15 protein-coding genes are annotated in these 15,213 nt (G+C 68.3%); 6 read left to right on the forward strand and 9 right to left on the reverse strand.

The window, feature by feature from the left end:
* Window positions 1-17 precede the first annotated feature (17 nt).
* A complete protein-coding gene (locus tag G5B40_RS10035) occupies window positions 18-917 on the reverse strand; it encodes a transglutaminase family protein (RefSeq protein WP_211907442.1) in 900 nt (299 codons plus the stop codon).
* Between the two features lie 104 nt (window positions 918-1,021).
* On the opposite strand from G5B40_RS10035, the gene G5B40_RS10040 reads away from it, so the two are divergent.
* Window positions 1,022-1,915, forward strand: coding sequence for a transglutaminase-like domain-containing protein (locus G5B40_RS10040; protein WP_165098106.1), 894 nt, complete (start codon window positions 1,022-1,024; stop codon window positions 1,913-1,915).
* 108 nt (window positions 1,916-2,023) lie between these two features.
* Here the strand turns inward: G5B40_RS10040 and G5B40_RS10045 are convergent, their stop codons facing one another.
* A complete protein-coding gene (locus G5B40_RS10045; RefSeq protein ID WP_165098108.1) occupies window positions 2,024-2,866 on the reverse strand; it encodes a bifunctional helix-turn-helix domain-containing protein/methylated-DNA--[protein]-cysteine S-methyltransferase in 843 nt (280 codons plus the stop codon).
* Window positions 2,867-2,956: 90 nt separating this feature from the next.
* Window positions 2,957-3,577 (reverse strand): methyltransferase domain-containing protein, encoded by a 621-nt coding sequence (locus G5B40_RS10050; protein WP_165098110.1) that lies wholly within the window; start codon window positions 3,575-3,577, stop codon window positions 2,957-2,959.
* A 93-nt stretch (window positions 3,578-3,670) separates the two neighbouring features.
* On the opposite strand from G5B40_RS10050, the gene nth reads away from it, so the two are divergent.
* From nth to G5B40_RS10065, 3 genes are read left to right on the forward strand one after another with little or no spacing between them, the layout of a single operon-like run.
* A complete protein-coding gene (gene nth / locus G5B40_RS10055) occupies window positions 3,671-4,315 on the forward strand; it encodes an endonuclease III (RefSeq protein ID WP_211907443.1) in 645 nt (214 codons plus the stop codon).
* Window positions 4,312-5,310, forward strand: a complete 999-nt coding sequence (locus G5B40_RS10060; protein WP_165098113.1) for an adenosine kinase — start codon at window positions 4,312-4,314, stop codon at window positions 5,308-5,310. The genes nth and G5B40_RS10060 overlap by 4 nt, the downstream gene beginning before the upstream one ends.
* On the forward strand, window positions 5,298-5,780 hold the full coding sequence (locus tag G5B40_RS10065; protein WP_165098114.1) for a GNAT family N-acetyltransferase: 483 nt from the start codon (window positions 5,298-5,300) through the stop codon (window positions 5,778-5,780). The genes G5B40_RS10060 and G5B40_RS10065 overlap by 13 nt, the downstream gene beginning before the upstream one ends.
* A gap of 272 nt (window positions 5,781-6,052) precedes the next feature.
* On the opposite strand, the gene G5B40_RS10070 is transcribed toward G5B40_RS10065, so the two are convergent.
* From G5B40_RS10070 to G5B40_RS10085, 4 genes are read right to left on the reverse strand one after another with little or no spacing between them, the layout of a single operon-like run.
* Window positions 6,053-7,192: a DNA recombination protein RmuC gene (locus tag G5B40_RS10070; RefSeq protein WP_165098115.1), complete on the reverse strand. Its 1,140-nt coding sequence runs from the start codon at window positions 7,190-7,192 to the stop codon at window positions 6,053-6,055.
* Window positions 7,189-9,069, reverse strand: a complete 1,881-nt coding sequence (gene mutL, locus G5B40_RS10075) for a DNA mismatch repair endonuclease MutL (protein WP_165098117.1) — start codon at window positions 9,067-9,069, stop codon at window positions 7,189-7,191. Before mutL ends, G5B40_RS10070 begins: the two co-directional genes overlap by 4 nt.
* Before the next feature lie 53 nt (window positions 9,070-9,122).
* Window positions 9,123-10,262, reverse strand: coding sequence for a glycerophosphodiester phosphodiesterase family protein (locus G5B40_RS10080; protein ID WP_165098118.1), 1,140 nt, complete (start codon window positions 10,260-10,262; stop codon window positions 9,123-9,125).
* A gap of 5 nt (window positions 10,263-10,267) precedes the next feature.
* Window positions 10,268-10,732 carry an Lrp/AsnC family transcriptional regulator gene (locus tag G5B40_RS10085; RefSeq protein WP_165098119.1) on the reverse strand — a complete coding sequence of 155 codons (465 nt, stop codon included), beginning with the start codon at window positions 10,730-10,732 and terminating at the stop codon, window positions 10,268-10,270.
* Window positions 10,733-10,829: 97 nt separating this feature from the next.
* On the opposite strand from G5B40_RS10085, the gene G5B40_RS10090 reads away from it, so the two are divergent.
* Window positions 10,830-11,114: a hypothetical protein gene (locus tag G5B40_RS10090; protein WP_165098120.1), complete on the forward strand. Its 285-nt coding sequence runs from the start codon at window positions 10,830-10,832 to the stop codon at window positions 11,112-11,114.
* Between the two features lie 65 nt (window positions 11,115-11,179).
* On the opposite strand, the gene dacB is transcribed toward G5B40_RS10090, so the two are convergent.
* Together dacB and G5B40_RS10100 are read right to left on the reverse strand one after the other, a co-directional pair.
* A complete protein-coding gene (gene dacB / locus G5B40_RS10095; protein ID WP_165098122.1) occupies window positions 11,180-12,712 on the reverse strand; it encodes a D-alanyl-D-alanine carboxypeptidase/D-alanyl-D-alanine endopeptidase in 1,533 nt (510 codons plus the stop codon).
* Complete coding sequence (locus G5B40_RS10100) at window positions 12,709-13,305, reverse strand: nicotinate-nucleotide adenylyltransferase (protein ID WP_165098124.1); 597 nt, start codon at window positions 13,303-13,305, stop codon at window positions 12,709-12,711. The genes dacB and G5B40_RS10100 overlap by 4 nt, the downstream gene beginning before the upstream one ends.
* A 173-nt stretch (window positions 13,306-13,478) precedes the next feature.
* On the opposite strand from G5B40_RS10100, the gene ettA reads away from it, so the two are divergent.
* A complete protein-coding gene (gene ettA, locus G5B40_RS10105) occupies window positions 13,479-15,134 on the forward strand; it encodes an energy-dependent translational throttle protein EttA (RefSeq protein ID WP_165098126.1) in 1,656 nt (551 codons plus the stop codon).
* The last annotated feature ends 79 nt before the right edge of the window (window positions 15,135-15,213 follow it).

Below are 15,213 nucleotides of genomic sequence, written 5' to 3' on the forward strand. Positions count from 1 at the left end.
TTTGCGCAGGCCCGCGCTCAGGGCAGGCGTTCCGCTTCGCTCACATCGACCGAAACGGTGAGCCCGAGGAAGACAGCGCCGGCGCCGACATAGCTGCCCGAGACCGGCGAGGCCTGGGACGGCGTGCGCGTCGTCGCCACCCGGACCAGTTCGCCCCCCGCGGTGATCCTGTTCGTCGGATCGAACTCGATCCACCCTTCGCCCGGCACGAAGACGTCGGCCCATGCGTGGGTCGCGCCGCCGCCGACCGGCCCCTCCGCGTCGGCCGCCCCGTCTCGCCCGGCGTTGAGGTCGTTCAGATATCCGGTGACGAACCGCGCGGCGAAGCCGAACCTGCGCGACGCCTCCATGAACAGGAACGCGAAGTCGCGGCAGGTGCCGAGACCGCGGAAGATCGTCTCCGCCGCGGTTTGCGTCCCCATCTCGTCGCGGCTGGAATAGGTCAGGCTGCGATGGATCGAATCGCTGAGGCTATGGAGGAAATGAAAGGCGCCGCCGGGCCGGTCGACGAAATTCGCCTCCAGCCATTGATCCAGAATATCGGCGTCTTCAGGAAACTGGAGGCCGAGATAGGGATGAAGATCCCGCCTTTCCTCGTCAGTGTAATCGAACGGAAAGGGACAGATATGCGCACCGTCCGGCTTGAAGGAAAAGTCGGTGACGTAGCGGCGGAGAAAAAGCTCGCTCTCGATCAGGAGCGAATCCGTCGCGTCGGCGAACGTCGCGACGGCGATCGAATTGCCGAACGTGTCGAAGGACCATCGCAATTCGGCGCGCGGTCTGATGGTCAGAAGGGCGTCGTCGACCCAGAGGTCGTGACCGTCGCGCGGCCGCAACATGAGCCTGTGCGGATTGAGGCTCACGAGACGGTCGTATCTGTATTCCGTCCTGTGTAGGATGCGCATGATGCGGGGCACGGGAACCTTTCCGGGGGTGGCGCGCTGAGGCAGGGAATGGGCAATCACTCTCACTCGGGGCGCGGAGCATCACCGCCAGCTTTCCCGAACGCAAGGACCAAGCCATGCTGATCCGCTTCGGATTTGAAATCGATATCGAGTGCGCGAGTCCGGTCGCGATGCTGCTGGCGCTTTCAACGCACAGCCAACTCGAAGGCCGCATGATCGGCGAAGACTTCGTCCGTCTGCCGCCTCAGCGCCGTCGCTCGACATATCTGGACCGGTTCGGAAACCGGATCACCCGGCTCCTGGCGCCGATCGGGCCGACCAACATGTGGTCTGATTGCGTCATCGAGGTGGACGGGCGACCGGATCGGCAATCCCCCTCGGCCGCGCAGCACCCGATTCCCGATCTCCCGGACGACGTCCTCGCCTATCTCCTCCCGAGCCGGTATTGCGACAGCGACAAGCTGACGAACGAGGCCTGGTCGAATTTCGGCGGCTTCCCCGAAGGCTGGGCGCGGGTGCAGGCGATCACCGACTTCGTTCACCAGCACGTCACCTTCGGCTATCAGTTCGGCCGCGCCGACAAGATGGCTTCGGACGTGTTCAAGGAAAAGGCCGGGGTCTGCCGCGACTTCGCCCATCTCTCGATCGCACTCTGCCGCGCGATGAACATCCCCGCGCGCTACGCCAGCGGATATCTCGGCGATATCGGCGTCCCCTATTCAGGCCCGGGCGATTTCTGCGCCTGGTTCGAGGTCTATCTCGGCGGCCGCTGGCATACGTTCGACGCGCGCTACAATACCCCCAGGATCGGCAGGATCCTGATGGTGCGCGGGGCGGACGCAGCCGACGTGGCGATGATCACGTCCTTCGGCGGATATGAGCTCAAACATTTCCGGGTCTGGACAGACCAGGTCGAGGATGGTCTCGGCGATGACCAACTCCACGAGATGCTGCGCACCCGGCCCGACGGAGAGCCGCTTGTCTACCAGTCCTCGGCCCGCGTCGCCTGAACAGGCTGGCGCGCCGGACCCCGCGCCGATCGCGCGCGCCATTTCAGATTTTCGTATGAGTTCAGCCACCCGCCCCCCTTTCGCTCGCGATAGGGGGGCTTTCCAAGCTCAGGCCTCGGCCCGCGCCGCCTCATAGGCCAGCATCGCCCGCTTGACGCCGAGACCCCAGTGATAGCCGCCGAGCCCGCCGCCTTTCCTGAGCGCCCGATGGCAGGGGATCAGCCAGGAGACCGGGTTGCGCCCCACCGCCGTCCCGACCGCCCGCGCCGCCTTCGGCCGGCCGATCACCTTGGCGATCTCGGAATAGGTGGTGACGTGGCCGGAGGGGATGGTCATCAGCGCCTCCCACACCTTCAACTGGAAGGGCGCGCCGATGAGTTGCAACCGCGCCTCTCCGCCGCCGCCGAAAGCCGCCTCGACCCAGGGCCGGATCGCTTCCGGGTCCTCGCGATAGCGCGCTTTCGGCCAGCGCCCGCGCATGTCCGCCAACGCCGCGGCGCGCCCGGTCTCGGCGGCGAAGGCCATGCCGCAGAGCCCGCGCCCGGCGCCCATCGCCAGCGTCTCGCCAAAGGGTCCGTCGAACCAGCCGTATGCGATCTCCAGCCCCTCGCCGCCGGCGGCGTATTCGCCGGGGCTCATCGCCTCCCAGCGGATGAAAAGATCGTGAAGCCGCCCGGGCGAGGACAACCCGGTCTCCATCGTCGCGTCGAGCACGGTGAATCGCTCCGCCAGCAGCCGCTTGGCGTGGTCGAGCGTCAGATATTGCAGATAACGCTTTGGCGAGACCCCGACCCATTCCGAGAACAGCCGCTGAAAATGCGCCGGGGAAAACCCCATCCGCGCCGCGATGACGTCGAGCGAGGGTTGCTCTGGCGCGGCCTCCTCGATCAGCCGGATCGCCTCCGCGATCAACTCGTAGTGAAAGGCCGAAGGGGTGGGGCGCTGATTCATCCGATGTCTCCTTGCGCCTGAAAATGGGCGCGATCGCCCGCGCGCGCCACCCGATTCATGCGTTCCCGACGGGTTTCGGATCAGTCCGGATCAGGAACCGTCCGATTCGAAAACGCCTGCGGCGCGCGTGAACACCGCCATCTGGCTCGCCCCGCCCAGCGTGGGATGCCGGCCCGCGATATCCTCGTGCGCCACACCATACCCCGTCCGCGCCGCCACGCCCGCCGCCCAGGCGCGAAACCGCGCCCGGCCCCATTCGAAACGATGATCGGGACGGCGAAAGCGACCGGGCTTCACCCCCAGAAGCCCGTTGAACTCCACGTTCGGCGTGGTGATCGCGACGGTTCGGGGCCTGAGCCCGCCAAAGAGCGCGGTCTCCAGCCGGGAAAGCGTCTCCGGCGCCAGATGCTCGATGGTCTCCACCAGCGCCGCGCAATCGAACCCGGTCAGTCCCGGCGGCGGCGCGATCATCGACCCGTGAAGCAGCTTCACGCGCCCGCCGTCTTGGCGCGTCTTCAACGCCGCCCGCAGCCGCTCCAGCGCGGGGAGCGAGAGGTCGACCCCGGCGATCCGCTCGATCTCCGGCACGCCCAACAGCCGCAGGATGAGATCGCCCTCGCCGCAGCCAAGATCGAGGACCGAGCGCGCGCCCGAGGCGCGGATCGCGCCGATCACCGCCGCCAGTCTCTCCTCATGCAGCCAGCTGGTCATGCCCCGCTATCGGGCGCCCGGCGCGCCGCCGCAAGCGCCCGCCGCAAGCCCGCGCCCATTGCGCGCCCGCACCGCCCTTGCCATAAGCCGGACATGTTGCGCCCGATGACCTATCAGGAGATCGACGAGGCCTTCCGGCGCTTTCGCGCCGCGGAGCCCGAACCGAAGGGCGAGCTTCACCACCTGAACGCCTTCACGCTGCTCGTCGCGGTCGCGTTGTCGGCGCAGGCGACCGACAAGGGCGTGAACCGCGCCACCGCCGCGCTCTTTCCCATCGCCGACACGCCGGAGAAAATGCTGGCGCTCGGCGAGGAGGGGCTGATCGAGCATATCAGGACCATCGGCCTCTACCGGAACAAGGCGAAGAACGTCATCCGGCTTAGCCGCATCCTGATCGATGAATTCGGCGGCGAGGTGCCGTCCTCGCGCGAAGCGCTCCAGTCCCTGCCCGGCGTCGGCCGAAAGACCGCCAATGTCGTTCTCAACATGTGGTGGGGCCTGCCGGCGCAAGCGGTGGACACGCATATCTTCCGCCTCGGCAACCGCTCCGGCCTCGCGCCCGGCAAGGATGTCGTCGCGGTGGAGCGGGCGGTGGAGGACCGGGTGCCGGCGGAATACCAGCGCCACGCGCATCACTGGATGATCCTGCATGGCCGCTATATCTGCACGGCGCGGAGACCGCGCTGCGCCGATTGCCTGATTTCCGATCTCTGCCAGTTCGAGGAGAAGACGATATGAAAACCTATGACGTGGTCGGGGTCGGCAACGCGCTGGTCGATATCCTGAGCCATTGCGAGGACGCCTTCCTCGCCGAGCACAAGATCGAGAAGGGGATCATGACCCTGATTGACGCCGCGCGCGCGGTGGAGCTTTACGGCGCCATGGGCCCGGCGCAGGAGGTCTCCGGCGGCTCGGCCGCGAACACCATCGCCGGGCTCGCCATGCTCGGCGCCCGCACCGCCTATGTCGGCAAGGTGAAGGACGACCAGCTCGGCTCGATCTTCGCGCATGACATCAGGGCGATCGGCGCGACCTACGAGACGCCGCGCGCCCCGGCCTCCGACGAACATGAGACCGGGCGCTGCATGGTCCTCGTCTCGCCGGATGGCGAGCGGTCGATGTCCACCTATCTCGGCGTCTCCGAGACGCTGGGGCCGGACGATATCGACCCGGCGATGATGGCGGAGGCGGCCTGGATCTATCTCGAGGGCTACCGGTTCGACGGCGCCGCCTCGGTCGCGGCGTTCGAAAAGGCGATCGGCGCGGCGAAGAGCGCCGGCGGCCGGGTCTCGATCACGCTCTCCGACCCGTTTTGCGTCGACCGGCACCGGGAGGCGTTCCGCGCGCTGATCGCGGACCACACGGACCTTCTCTTCGCCAACGAGCATGAGCTGATGTCTCTCTACGAGACTGACGATCTCGATGTCGCGATGCAGCGGGTGAAAGCCGATGTCGATATCGCGGCGGTGACCGTCGGCGCGAAGGGCGCCCATGTGGTGACGCCGGCGGAATCGGTCCATGTCCCAACCGCAGCCATGAGCGTCGTCGACGCCACCGGAGCCGGCGATCTCTTCGCCGCAGGTTTCCTCGCCGGGCTGGCGCAGGGGCGCGAGCTGGCGCATTGCGCGGCGATGGGTTGCGTCGCGGCGGGCGAGGTGATCGGCCATATCGGCGCCCGCCCGGAGGCCGATCTCGGCCAGCTGATGAAAGAGCGCAAGCTGTGGGCGCGCTGATCCGGGATATCGACCCGGCGGACCTTCCCTGGGTCCTCGCGCTCAACCTCGCGCACGAGGTCGAGCTTTCGCCGCTGAACGAAGGCAGGCTGGCGGCGCTGATCGACGCCGCGACCTACGCCCGCGCGGCGGAGGGCGGCGCCTTCCTGATCGGATTCGACCAGTCGGCCGACTATGACAGCGAGAATTTTCTCTGGCACCGCGCGCGGCGCGAAAAGTTCCTCTATGTCGACCGGATCGCCGTCGCCGCGACCCATCGCCGGCGCGGGCTCGCCGCCGCGCTCTACGCCGACCTCTTCGCCTTCGCCGCCGAGCGCGGCCTTGAGCGCGTCGTCGCTGAGGTCAACGCCGAACCGCCGAACCCCGCCTCCGACGCGTTCCACGCCCGGCTCGGCTTCGTCACTGTCGGCGAAGCGCGGCTGAAAGCGCGGGAAAAGACGGTGCGCTATATCGAACGCGTTCTGGATTGACCCCCGGCGAGCGCGCCTGAGCGCGCGGCCAGCCTTTGCTTGCGGCGCTTTCCCGCGCAACCCGTCTCGCGCGGCGCGCGATCAGGAAGTCTGGAATCGACGCCGCGGCGAGACCCGGAAGGGCGCGGAAACGCGCGGCGAAACGGGCCTTCCTAGGGCGTCAAGGGCGCGAATTTCATTGAAATCTGGTTAACGGAATTCGAAATTCCATTATAAATCAAACGATTGCATCCGTTATCGCACGCGATAACGCACCGCTTTCGCGCCCAGTCCTACTCGGCCGCGTTCGGCAGCGCCGGCGCCGGCTCGTCGAACTCGAAACTCTCCAGCTTCCCGGCCCGGCTCCCGGCTTTCGAGGCGCTGATCTTGATCTGCTCGACATCGCGCCGCGCCTGTTCGAAATGCCCGTCGAGCTTGCCGACCCGGTCGACCAGCCGGTCCATGTCCTTCGTGAGCATCCCCAGCTCGCGCCGGATCGCGCCGGCCTGCTCGCGCATCCGCGCGTCCTTCAGGATCGCCCGCATCGTGTTCAGCGTCGCCATGCAGGTGGTCGGCGAGACAATCCAGACCCGGCGCGCGAAACCCTCGCGCACCACGTCGCCGAAACCGGCGTGAAGCTCGGCGTAGACCGCCTCCGAGGGCAGGAACATCAGCGCCCCGTCGGCGGTTTCCTCCGGCACGATATAGCGGTCCGCGATGGCGCGGATATGGGTCTGGACGGCGGTCTTGAAGGCGCGCCCGGCCTCGACCTTGCCGCGCTCGGTGTCCGCCGCGCGGAGCGCCTCATAGGCTTCGAGCGGGAATTTCGCGTCGATCACGATCGGCCCCGGCGGGTTCGGCAGATGGATCAGGCAATCGGCGCGCTTCCCGTTCGAAAGCGTCGCCTGAAAGCCGTAGGCGTCGGGCGGCAGAGCCTTCGAGACGATCTCCGAAAGCTGAATCTCTCCGAAGGCCCCGCGCGCCTGCTTGTTCGAGAGGATGTCCTGAAGCGAGAGCACATCGCCCGAGAGCTTCTCGATATTGGTCTGCGCCTTGTCGATGACCGCCAGCCGCTCCTGCAATTCGGCGAGGCTGCGCGTGGTTTTCTGTGACGTTCCATGCAGCGATTCGCCCATGGATTTCTGCACCGCCTCCAGCCGGCGCTCCATCGTCTCGATCATCCGGGCCTGCGCCGCCGCCTGCGCCTCCGAGACATGCTTCAGGCCGCCGGCGAGCTGATGCTGGCCCTGGTCGAGCGTCCTGACCGCGCCGCCGAGTTCGGCGATCGCCGCCGCCAGCGGCTCCGTCGCCTCGGCGCCGCGCCGCGCCGCGCGAATCGCGAAGATCAGCATCAGCAGGATGAGCAGCGTCAGCCCGGTCCCGATGACGAGGGCGAGCGCGAACGGGTCGTCGAGGGTGAGATTCGCAATCATCGCCGACCGAACAGCTTTTCGATCTCGGCGAGGCTGAGCTCGATATAGGTCGGGCGGCCATGATTGCACTGGCCGGAATGCGGCGTCGCCTCCATCTCGCGCAGGAGCGCGTTCATCTCGTCGCCGCTCAGCCGGCGGCCGGAGCGGACCGAGCCGTGACAGGCGATGCGCGACAGCACCGCCTCGATCCGGCTTCTGGCCGCGTCGCCCGCGCCGCCCTCGGCCAGCTCGTCCGCAATATCGCGCACCAGCCGCCCGGCGTCGCAGGTCCCGAGAATCGCCGGGGTCTCCCGCACGCAGATCGCGCCGCCGCCGAAGGGTTCCAGCACCAGCCCGAGCCGGGCGAGTTCCGGCGCGATGGCGAGCACCCGCTCCGCATCCTCCGGCGCGAGATCGACGATCTCGGGAAGGAGGAGCGCCTGCCCCGGACTCCCCTGCGCCGCGAGCGCGGTTTTCAGCCGCTCGTAGACCAAACGCTCATGCGCGGCGTGCTGATCGACGACAACCATGCCGGTCCGGGTCTGGGCGATGATGTAATTCTCATGCAACTGGGCGCGCGCTGCGCCGAGCGGATGCGCCTCCGCCGCCGCGTCCGTCTCCGCGGGGGCGTGCGCCGTCGGGGCGTCGAACCCCTCCGGCGCAGGGCCGTCCGGCCCCTGAAAGCGGAACCCGGCCTCCGCCAACGCGGGCGTCGCTCCTACTGAGACGGCGCGATAATCTCGCTGATAGGCGCTTGACGGCGCAGTGGGCCCGGCGCCCAGCGCGCCTGGCGCGAAAGCCCGGAGCGCGGCGGAGGAGACGGTGCTGGAGGCGCGATGCCCGGCTTCGGCGAGCGCATGGCGCAACGCCGAAACGACGAGCCCGCGCGCCAGCGCCGGCTCACGAAACCTCACTTCGGTCTTCGCCGGGTGGACGTTGACGTCGACCCGCTCCGGATCGGCGGCGAAGAAAAGCGCCGCCGCGGGGTGGCGATCGCGCGGGAGAAGATCGGCGTAGGCGGCGCGGAGCGCGCCGGTCATCAGCCGGTCGGTGACCGGACGGCCGTTGACGAAGAGGAACTGCTGGCGCGCCGAGCCGCGCGAATAGGTCGGCAGCGCCGCCCAGCCGGTCAGCCGCAGCCCCTCGCGCTCCGCGTCGATGGCGAGCGCGTTCTCCGCGAAACCCGGCCCAAGCACGCGACGGAGCCGGCCGAGGCGCGCGTCGAACAGATCGCCCGTTTCCGGCTCCGCGCGGAAAACCGCCCGCACATCGCCGGCGGAGGCGTCGTTCAACGTGAAGCCGACATCCGGCGCCGCCATGGCGAGGCGCTTGACCGCCTCGGTCACGGCCTGCGCTTCGGCCCGGTCGGTTCGGAGGAACTTGAGCCGGGCCGGCGTCACGTAGAAAAGGTCGCGAAGCTCGACCTCCGTGCCGACCGAGCGCGCGGCGGGGCGCGGGCTGGCGAGATCGCCGCCCCGCGCCTCGATCGACCAGGCTTCGGCGGCGCCCGACGCGCGGCTGGTCAGCTTCATCCGGCCGACCGCCGCCATCGAGGGGAGCGCCTCGCCGCGAAAGCCGAAAGTGCGGATCGCGAGCAGATCCGAGCCGTCGATCTTCGAGGTCGCGTGCCGCTCCAGCGCCAGCGGCAGCTCCGCCGCGCTCATGCCGTCGCCGTCGTCGCCGACCCGGATCAGCGTCTTGCCGCCATCCGCGATGTGGATGTCGATGCGCCGCGCCCCGGCGTCGAGCGCGTTCTCCACCAGCTCCTTCACCGCCGCCGCCGGCCGTTCGATCACCTCGCCGGCGGCGATCCGGTTCGCGGCGGCCTCGGAAAGCCGGCGGATGCGGGGCGGACGCGCCGCGAGGTCGGGCCGGATGTTGTGGTCAGGAGCGTTCATGGCGCAAGGGATAGCATGGCGCCGGGTGATTCCGCCATGCCCGGCGCCGCGTTTCAGTCGAGTTCCATGCAATTCGCGTAAGCGCTGACCGTCGCGGCCCAGTCCGAGAAAACCCCGATCACGCCCACCTCCCGCGCGAGCGCGTCGAGGGTCTTGTAGAGGGCGCCGGGTCGTTTCGCGGCTCCGGGAATCGAGCGATAATACCAGTTGTCCGCGCCGGGCGGCCCGCCGCGCTCCAGCGTCCAGGCGATGATCTTCAGCCCCGCCGCCTTCGCCGCCTCTGCATATGGCGCGGCGACGATGCGCCCGTCTCGCTCCGTCAGCAGCATCCAGATCGGCGGCGCGACGATGTTCACCCCCATCGACTTCAGCGCCGCCATCGAGGGGTGGAACGTCTCTGGCCGGAGCGGGTCGAGCCCGTCGCGATAGCGGCCGTCGAGATAGACCGCCTGACGGGCGAATTCGGGCGCGGCCGCGATCCAGTAGCGGATATCGTCGAGTTGGAAACTCTGCGGCCAGACGTCCCCGGGCGGAACGCCCGCCGCCCTGTATTCGTCGATCAGCGCCCCGGCCAGCGCCTGCCGCGCCGCGCCGACCACCCTCTCCGCCTTCAGCTCAGGCGTGAATTTCACGCCGAGCGGAGCGAGGAGGGCGATGCTGTCCGCATGGGTCATGAGCGCACCGCGCGCGCCGTCGTCCGCCATGTAGCCTTCGACCGTCGCCGCGCCTTTCACCACATGGGTCATCCGGCCCTTCAGGCTTCGGAACTCCGCCAGCGTCAGATCGGAGGTCCGGCATTCCGCCCCGCGCCCCGGCGCGAAGGGCCGCCGGCATTTCGCCGCGAGATCGGTCAAGAGGATGTCGGTCGTCGCCGGGAGATCGTCATCGGCGTGACGGCAGACCAGCGCGCCGTCGCGGGTGACGTTGACATCGCACTCGACGATCCCGGCCCCCATCCGGGCGGCGGCGCGATAGCCCTCGGCGCTGTGTTCGGGAAAGCTGCGCGGCGCGCCGCGATGGCCGATGGAGAAGAGCGTGCGGCGCGGCGGCTTCGCGGCGCAGGCTTCGAGCCGCGCCTTCAGCCGCCCCTCCGCCATCGCCGCGACGAGCCTCGCCGGGCGGTCGCCGAAATCGAGCGGCGCGGCGGCGGCGGGGGTCGACGCGAGAAGCAGGACGAGAAGAGCGACGCGCATCGCGCTCACTCCAGGGGCAGCGCCGTCGCGCCGAAGACCGTGCGGAGCGCGAAGCTCGAATGCATCTGCGCGACGCCCGGCAACCGGGTGAGGTGCCGGCGGTGGATCAGCGCGAAATCGTCGCTGTCGCGGGCGACCACCTTGATCAGATAGTCCGCCGTGCCCGCCATCAGATGACATTCCATGACATCGGGCACCTCGGCCACGGCCTTTTCGAACGCGTCCAGAATCTCCTCCGACTGGCCGGAAAGCGTAACCTCGACAAAGACGGTCGCCCGCCGGCCGACAGCGCGCGGATCGAGCATCGCCACATAGTCGCGGATCACGCCCGTCGCCTCCAGCCGCCTGACCCGCCGATGGCAGGCGGAAGCCGAGAGATTGACCCGAGAGGCCAATTCCGCGTTGGTCAACCGCCCCTCGCGCTGGAGAATTACGAGGATGCGCCGATCGATCGCGTCCATTTCGGCCATTGGCGGTTCCTTGCGTCCATGCGCTCATTCAGGAAACGATCTTTGATTTCTTACGCTCAGCGCAAGGAAAAACCGCGGATCTGGCCCGCGTCAGAGAATGAAGGCGGACCTTTCGAAACCGCCGGGCGGGGTGTCACCCACGCTGAACGGGGCCCACGCCGAGTTTGAAGACGACATCGGCCCCCCTCCGCTCTCCAAGGCCGACGATCCGGGCGACGTTGCCGAAATCGGAGGCCCGCCCATCGATCCGGTCGCGAACATGCTCGAAACCGGCGCCCCTGTCGCGCCGTGCCCTGCGCTCCGGAGCATCATCGCCCGGTTAGCAGAAGAGCCGGTCGCCGCCGCCGCGCCCGGGGATCAGGTCGCTCACGTCGCGACCTAAGATCGGATCGCCAGCGCTTCCACCGACAAGCGTCTCGCTGCGGTTCGCTCCACGCATGTCTCTCGTCACGGAGCGGCGAAACGGGTGATCCAGCTGCGGATCAGCGCGCGTTGCAGCGCCCGCGACCGCCCCGCCCAGGCCCGTGCGCCGGACGGAATCTCGATCTCCTTGTCAACGATGGCGTCGCGCGCCGCGAGATCGGCGGTGATGATCGCGAAGGCGAGCCGCCGGCCGTGATCGGGTTCGATATAACCAGCGAGCGCGCTGACGAAATTCAGCGTCCCGGTCTTGGCCCTGACGCTGGCCTCGACCGGAGGGGGCGTCGTTCCCTCATCCAGGTAGCGCCGCTGCGGCAAGAGCCCTTTCAGCTTCGCCGCCCGTCCGCCGTCGAGCGCCGGAAAGCCGCGCTTTTCCGCCGCAACCAGGAGTTCAACCAGGCGCCGCGCGCTCACCCGGCTGTCGGGCGAAAGCCCGGAAAAATTGACAAGCCTGAAGTCCGGGGCTCCCGGCGCAAACCCGGCGAAGCCCGCCGCCCAGGCGTTCATCGACGCGGCCGAGGCCGCCAGGGAGTCGGCGGAGCCTCCCACAGCCCTGGTCGCGGCCATCCCGACCGTCTCCGCGGTCAGATTGGTCGAATATTTCAGCATGTCGGCGAGAATATCGGCCAGCGACCGGCTCTCGACCCGCGCCAGAACGTCCGGGACGATCGGCGCGGCGCCCATTGTCGGCGGTGAAAGCGCGATCCCGGCCTCCGCCGCGCGCCCGCGCATCACCTCGCCCGCGTAGGGGCCGGGTCGGCGCACCGGCAGCCAGCGGCCGCCCGAGGCGCCGAGCGCCCCGCGCGCGACGCGCCAGATCTCCGGCCCGCCCGCATCCGCCGCGCCGAGATAGTCGAAAACGGCGCCGGAGGTGGTGGCGTCGACAATCTCGACCCGCACCGCCTCCGTGGGCGGGCTCAGCGTATTCGCGCGCGCCTCGACATTCATCACCTCGTTGCCGCCCTTGCGGCGCCATTCGGCGAAAACCCGGTTATAGTTCAGGTTCAGCGCGCCGACGGCGGGGTTATAGCCCGCAATCTCGGGCTGCGTCGCGTCGATCCGTTCGATGGCGGGGAGCAACTTGTCATCGACGAGAAATTGTCCCTCGACCTTTTTCAACCCGGCCTCGGCGGCGCGAAACGCAAGTAGATCCAGCGTATGGGTATCGGTTTCGGGATCGCCCCCGCCTTGAAGAACCAGGTCGCCATTCAGGACGCCGTTCTCGTCCAGCGGACCGAGCGCGACGAGGCGCGTCTCGAAGCGGTGATCCGGCCCGAGCGTATCGAGCGCGAAGAGCGCGGTCGCCACCTTGGCGACCGAGGCCGGCGGCAGCGGCAGGTCGATATCGCCGCCTTCGAGCGGCGCGCCCGTCTCCAGATCGACCACGATATAGGCGACCCTGCCGCTCAGCTCCGCCTCGGCGACAAGCGTCAGCGCGTCCGGCCCCGCGCGATCCGGGCGCGGCGCCGGCGGCGGGGCGACGTTCGGCGCGCCGGCGAAGCCCGGCGCCGCGAAGAGCGCCAGCAACGCCGCCAGAGCCGCGCGGCGAACAGCGCTCATGGCCAGTCGCCCCGCGCCCGGATCGCGGTGGAGGACGCCGCCGACATTGCCCCGGTCAGCAGCGCCCAGGCCGGCGCGCGGGCGTGGCTGAGCCGCCCCGCCTCCACCCGGTTGAGACGGAACCGCCTATAGCGCCGCGCCGCCGGGCAAAGCGCCGCCTTGGCCGCCGCGCCCGGGCGGGCGAGAACCCCCACCGGAAAGGTCTCCATGATCCAGCGCCAGTCCTCCCAAAGATGAAATTCCATCAGATTGTCCGCGCCCATCAGCCAACTGAAACGAACGCCGGGATGAAGCCGTTTCAACGCCGCCAGCGTCTCGGCGGTGTAGCGCGTGCCCAGATGGGCCTCAATGTCGGTCGCCTCGACCCGCGACATGTCGATCAGCGCCCGGCAGGCGTCCAGCCGCCTGTCCATATCCGCGGGACCGCGCGTCTTCAGCGGATTGCCGGGCGAGACGAGCCACCAGATCCGATTGAAGCGGAACCGCCGCAGCGCCCAGCGAGTGATGTGGAGATGGCCCTCATGCGGCGGATCGAACGAACCGCCGAGAAGCCCGATCCGAAACCCCGCGGGGGCGTCGGGCCCGATCTGCATACCGCCCCCCTCCCCGAGGTTGCGCTCTTTTCCGCACCACGCCTCGCCCGGCGCGCGAAGTCAACGGCGCGGCGCGCGAAAGACCGCGAGCGCCGCGCCGCGCGCCGATTGAACGGCGCCGCCGCTTCCGCTAACACCGCGCCGACACCCCATCACCCGGCGGAGCGATGACCATGGCCTCTTACCAGTATGTCTATCACATGGACGGCGTCTCCAAGACCTATCCGGGCGGCAAGAAATGTTTCGAGAACATCCGCCTCTCCTTTCTTCCCGGCGTGAAGATCGGCGTCGTCGGCGTCAACGGCTCGGGCAAGTCGACCCTGATGCGGATCATGGCCGGTCAGGACAAGGATTTCACCGGCGAAGCCTGGCTCGCCGAAGGCGCGCGCGTCGGCTACCTGCCGCAGGAGCCCACGCTCGACGAAGACAAGACCGTGCGTGAGAACGTAATGGAGGGCGTCACCGCGAAAAAGGCGATTCTCGACCGCTACAACGATCTGGCGATGAATTATTCCGACGAGACCGCCGACGAGATGGCGAAGCTTCAGGATGAGATCGACGCCCAGAACCTTTGGGATCTCGACAGCCAGGTCGATGTGGCGATGGAAGCCCTGCGCTGCCCGGCCGACGACAGCCCGGTGACCAATCTCTCGGGCGGCGAGCGCCGGCGCGTCGCGCTCTGCAAGCTGCTGCTGGACGCGCCCGACATGCTGCTGCTCGACGAGCCGACGAACCATCTCGACGCGGAGACGATCGCCTGGCTGCAAAAGCACCTGATCGACTACAAGGGCACGATCCTGATCGTCACCCATGACCGCTATTTCCTCGACGAGATCACCGGCTGGATCCTCGAACTCGATCGCGGAAGGGGTATTCCCTACGAGGGCAACTATTCCTCATGGATGGAACAGAAGGCCAAGCGCCTGGCGCAGGAAGCGCGCGAGGACAAGTCGAAGCAGAAGGCGATGGCGCGGGAACTGGAATGGGTTCGCCAGTCGGCCCGCGCGCGCCAGGCCAAGTCCAAGGCGCGTATCTCCGCCTATAACGAAATGGCGAGCCAGTCCGAGCGCGAGCAGGTCGGCAACGCCCAGATCATCATCCCGCACGGGCCGCGCCTCGGCCAGAAGGTGATCGAGGTCGAAGGCGTCTCGAAGGGCTATGGCGACAATTTGCTGATCTCCGATCTGACCTTCAGCCTGCCGCCCGGCGGCATCGTCGGCGTGATCGGGCCGAACGGCGCCGGCAAGTCCACCCTCTTCCGGATGATGACCGGGCAGGAAGCGCCTGACGCAGGAGAAATCACCTTCGGCGAGACAGTGAAGCTTTCCTATGTCGATCAGTCGCGCGACGCGCTCGACCCGAAAAAGACCGTCTGGGAGGAAATCTCCGACGGGCTCGATGTGGTGAAGCTGGGCGAGGCGGAGATGAACTCCCGCGCCTATTGCGGCGCCTTCAACTTCAAGGGCGGCGACCAGCAAAAGCCGGTCGGGCTGCTTTCGGGCGGCGAGCGCAACCGCGTCCACATGGCGAAACTCCTGAAGAGCGGCGGCAACGTCATCCTCCTCGACGAGCCGACCAACGATCTCGACGTGGAGACGCTGCGCGCCCTCGAGGACGCGCTCGACCGTTTCGCCGGCTGCGCCGTCATCATCTCCCATGACCGCTGGTTCCTCGACCGGCTCTGCACCCATATGCTCGCCTTCGAGGGCGACAGCCATGTCGAGTGGTTCGAGGGCAATTTCGAGGATTACGAAGCCGACAAGATCAAGCGCCTCGGCCCGGATTCGGTGGAGCCGAAGCGGATCAAGTACAAGAAGTTCACGCGTTGAGGGGCGCGGGGGGCCTCATGCCCGGCGCAGGGACGGCGACCGGAGACCTGCGCCGCATCGCGCCAGCTTGACCGCCCCC

Source organism: Pikeienuella piscinae, assembly GCF_011044155.1.
Taxonomy (GTDB): domain Bacteria; phylum Pseudomonadota; class Alphaproteobacteria; order Rhodobacterales; family Rhodobacteraceae; genus Pikeienuella; species Pikeienuella piscinae.

Bases quoted from the DNA above. Each gene is read 5' to 3' on its own strand.
- G5B40_RS10040 (WP_165098106.1), top strand. From the start codon at position 1,022: ATGCTGATCCGCTTCGGATTTGAAATCGATATCGAGTGCGCGAGTCCG.
- G5B40_RS10045 (WP_165098108.1), bottom strand. From the start codon at position 2,866: ATGAATCAGCGCCCCACCCCTTCGGCCTTTCACTACGAGTTGATCGCG.
- G5B40_RS10050 (WP_165098110.1), bottom strand. From the start codon at position 3,577: ATGACCAGCTGGCTGCATGAGGAGAGACTGGCGGCGGTGATCGGCGCG.
- nth (WP_211907443.1), top strand. From the start codon at position 3,671: ATGTTGCGCCCGATGACCTATCAGGAGATCGACGAGGCCTTCCGGCGC.
- G5B40_RS10060 (WP_165098113.1), top strand. From the start codon at position 4,312: ATGAAAACCTATGACGTGGTCGGGGTCGGCAACGCGCTGGTCGATATC.
- G5B40_RS10070 (WP_165098115.1), bottom strand. From the start codon at position 7,192: ATGATTGCGAATCTCACCCTCGACGACCCGTTCGCGCTCGCCCTCGTC.
- mutL (WP_165098117.1), bottom strand. From the start codon at position 9,069: ATGAACGCTCCTGACCACAACATCCGGCCCGACCTCGCGGCGCGTCCG.
- G5B40_RS10080 (WP_165098118.1), bottom strand. From the start codon at position 10,262: ATGCGCGTCGCTCTTCTCGTCCTGCTTCTCGCGTCGACCCCCGCCGCC.
- G5B40_RS10085 (WP_165098119.1), bottom strand. From the start codon at position 10,732: ATGGCCGAAATGGACGCGATCGATCGGCGCATCCTCGTAATTCTCCAG.
- G5B40_RS10090 (WP_165098120.1), top strand. From the start codon at position 10,830: ATGAAGGCGGACCTTTCGAAACCGCCGGGCGGGGTGTCACCCACGCTG.
- dacB (WP_165098122.1), bottom strand. From the start codon at position 12,712: ATGAGCGCTGTTCGCCGCGCGGCTCTGGCGGCGTTGCTGGCGCTCTTC.
- G5B40_RS10100 (WP_165098124.1), bottom strand. From the start codon at position 13,305: ATGCAGATCGGGCCCGACGCCCCCGCGGGGTTTCGGATCGGGCTTCTC.
- ettA (WP_165098126.1), top strand. From the start codon at position 13,479: ATGGCCTCTTACCAGTATGTCTATCACATGGACGGCGTCTCCAAGACC.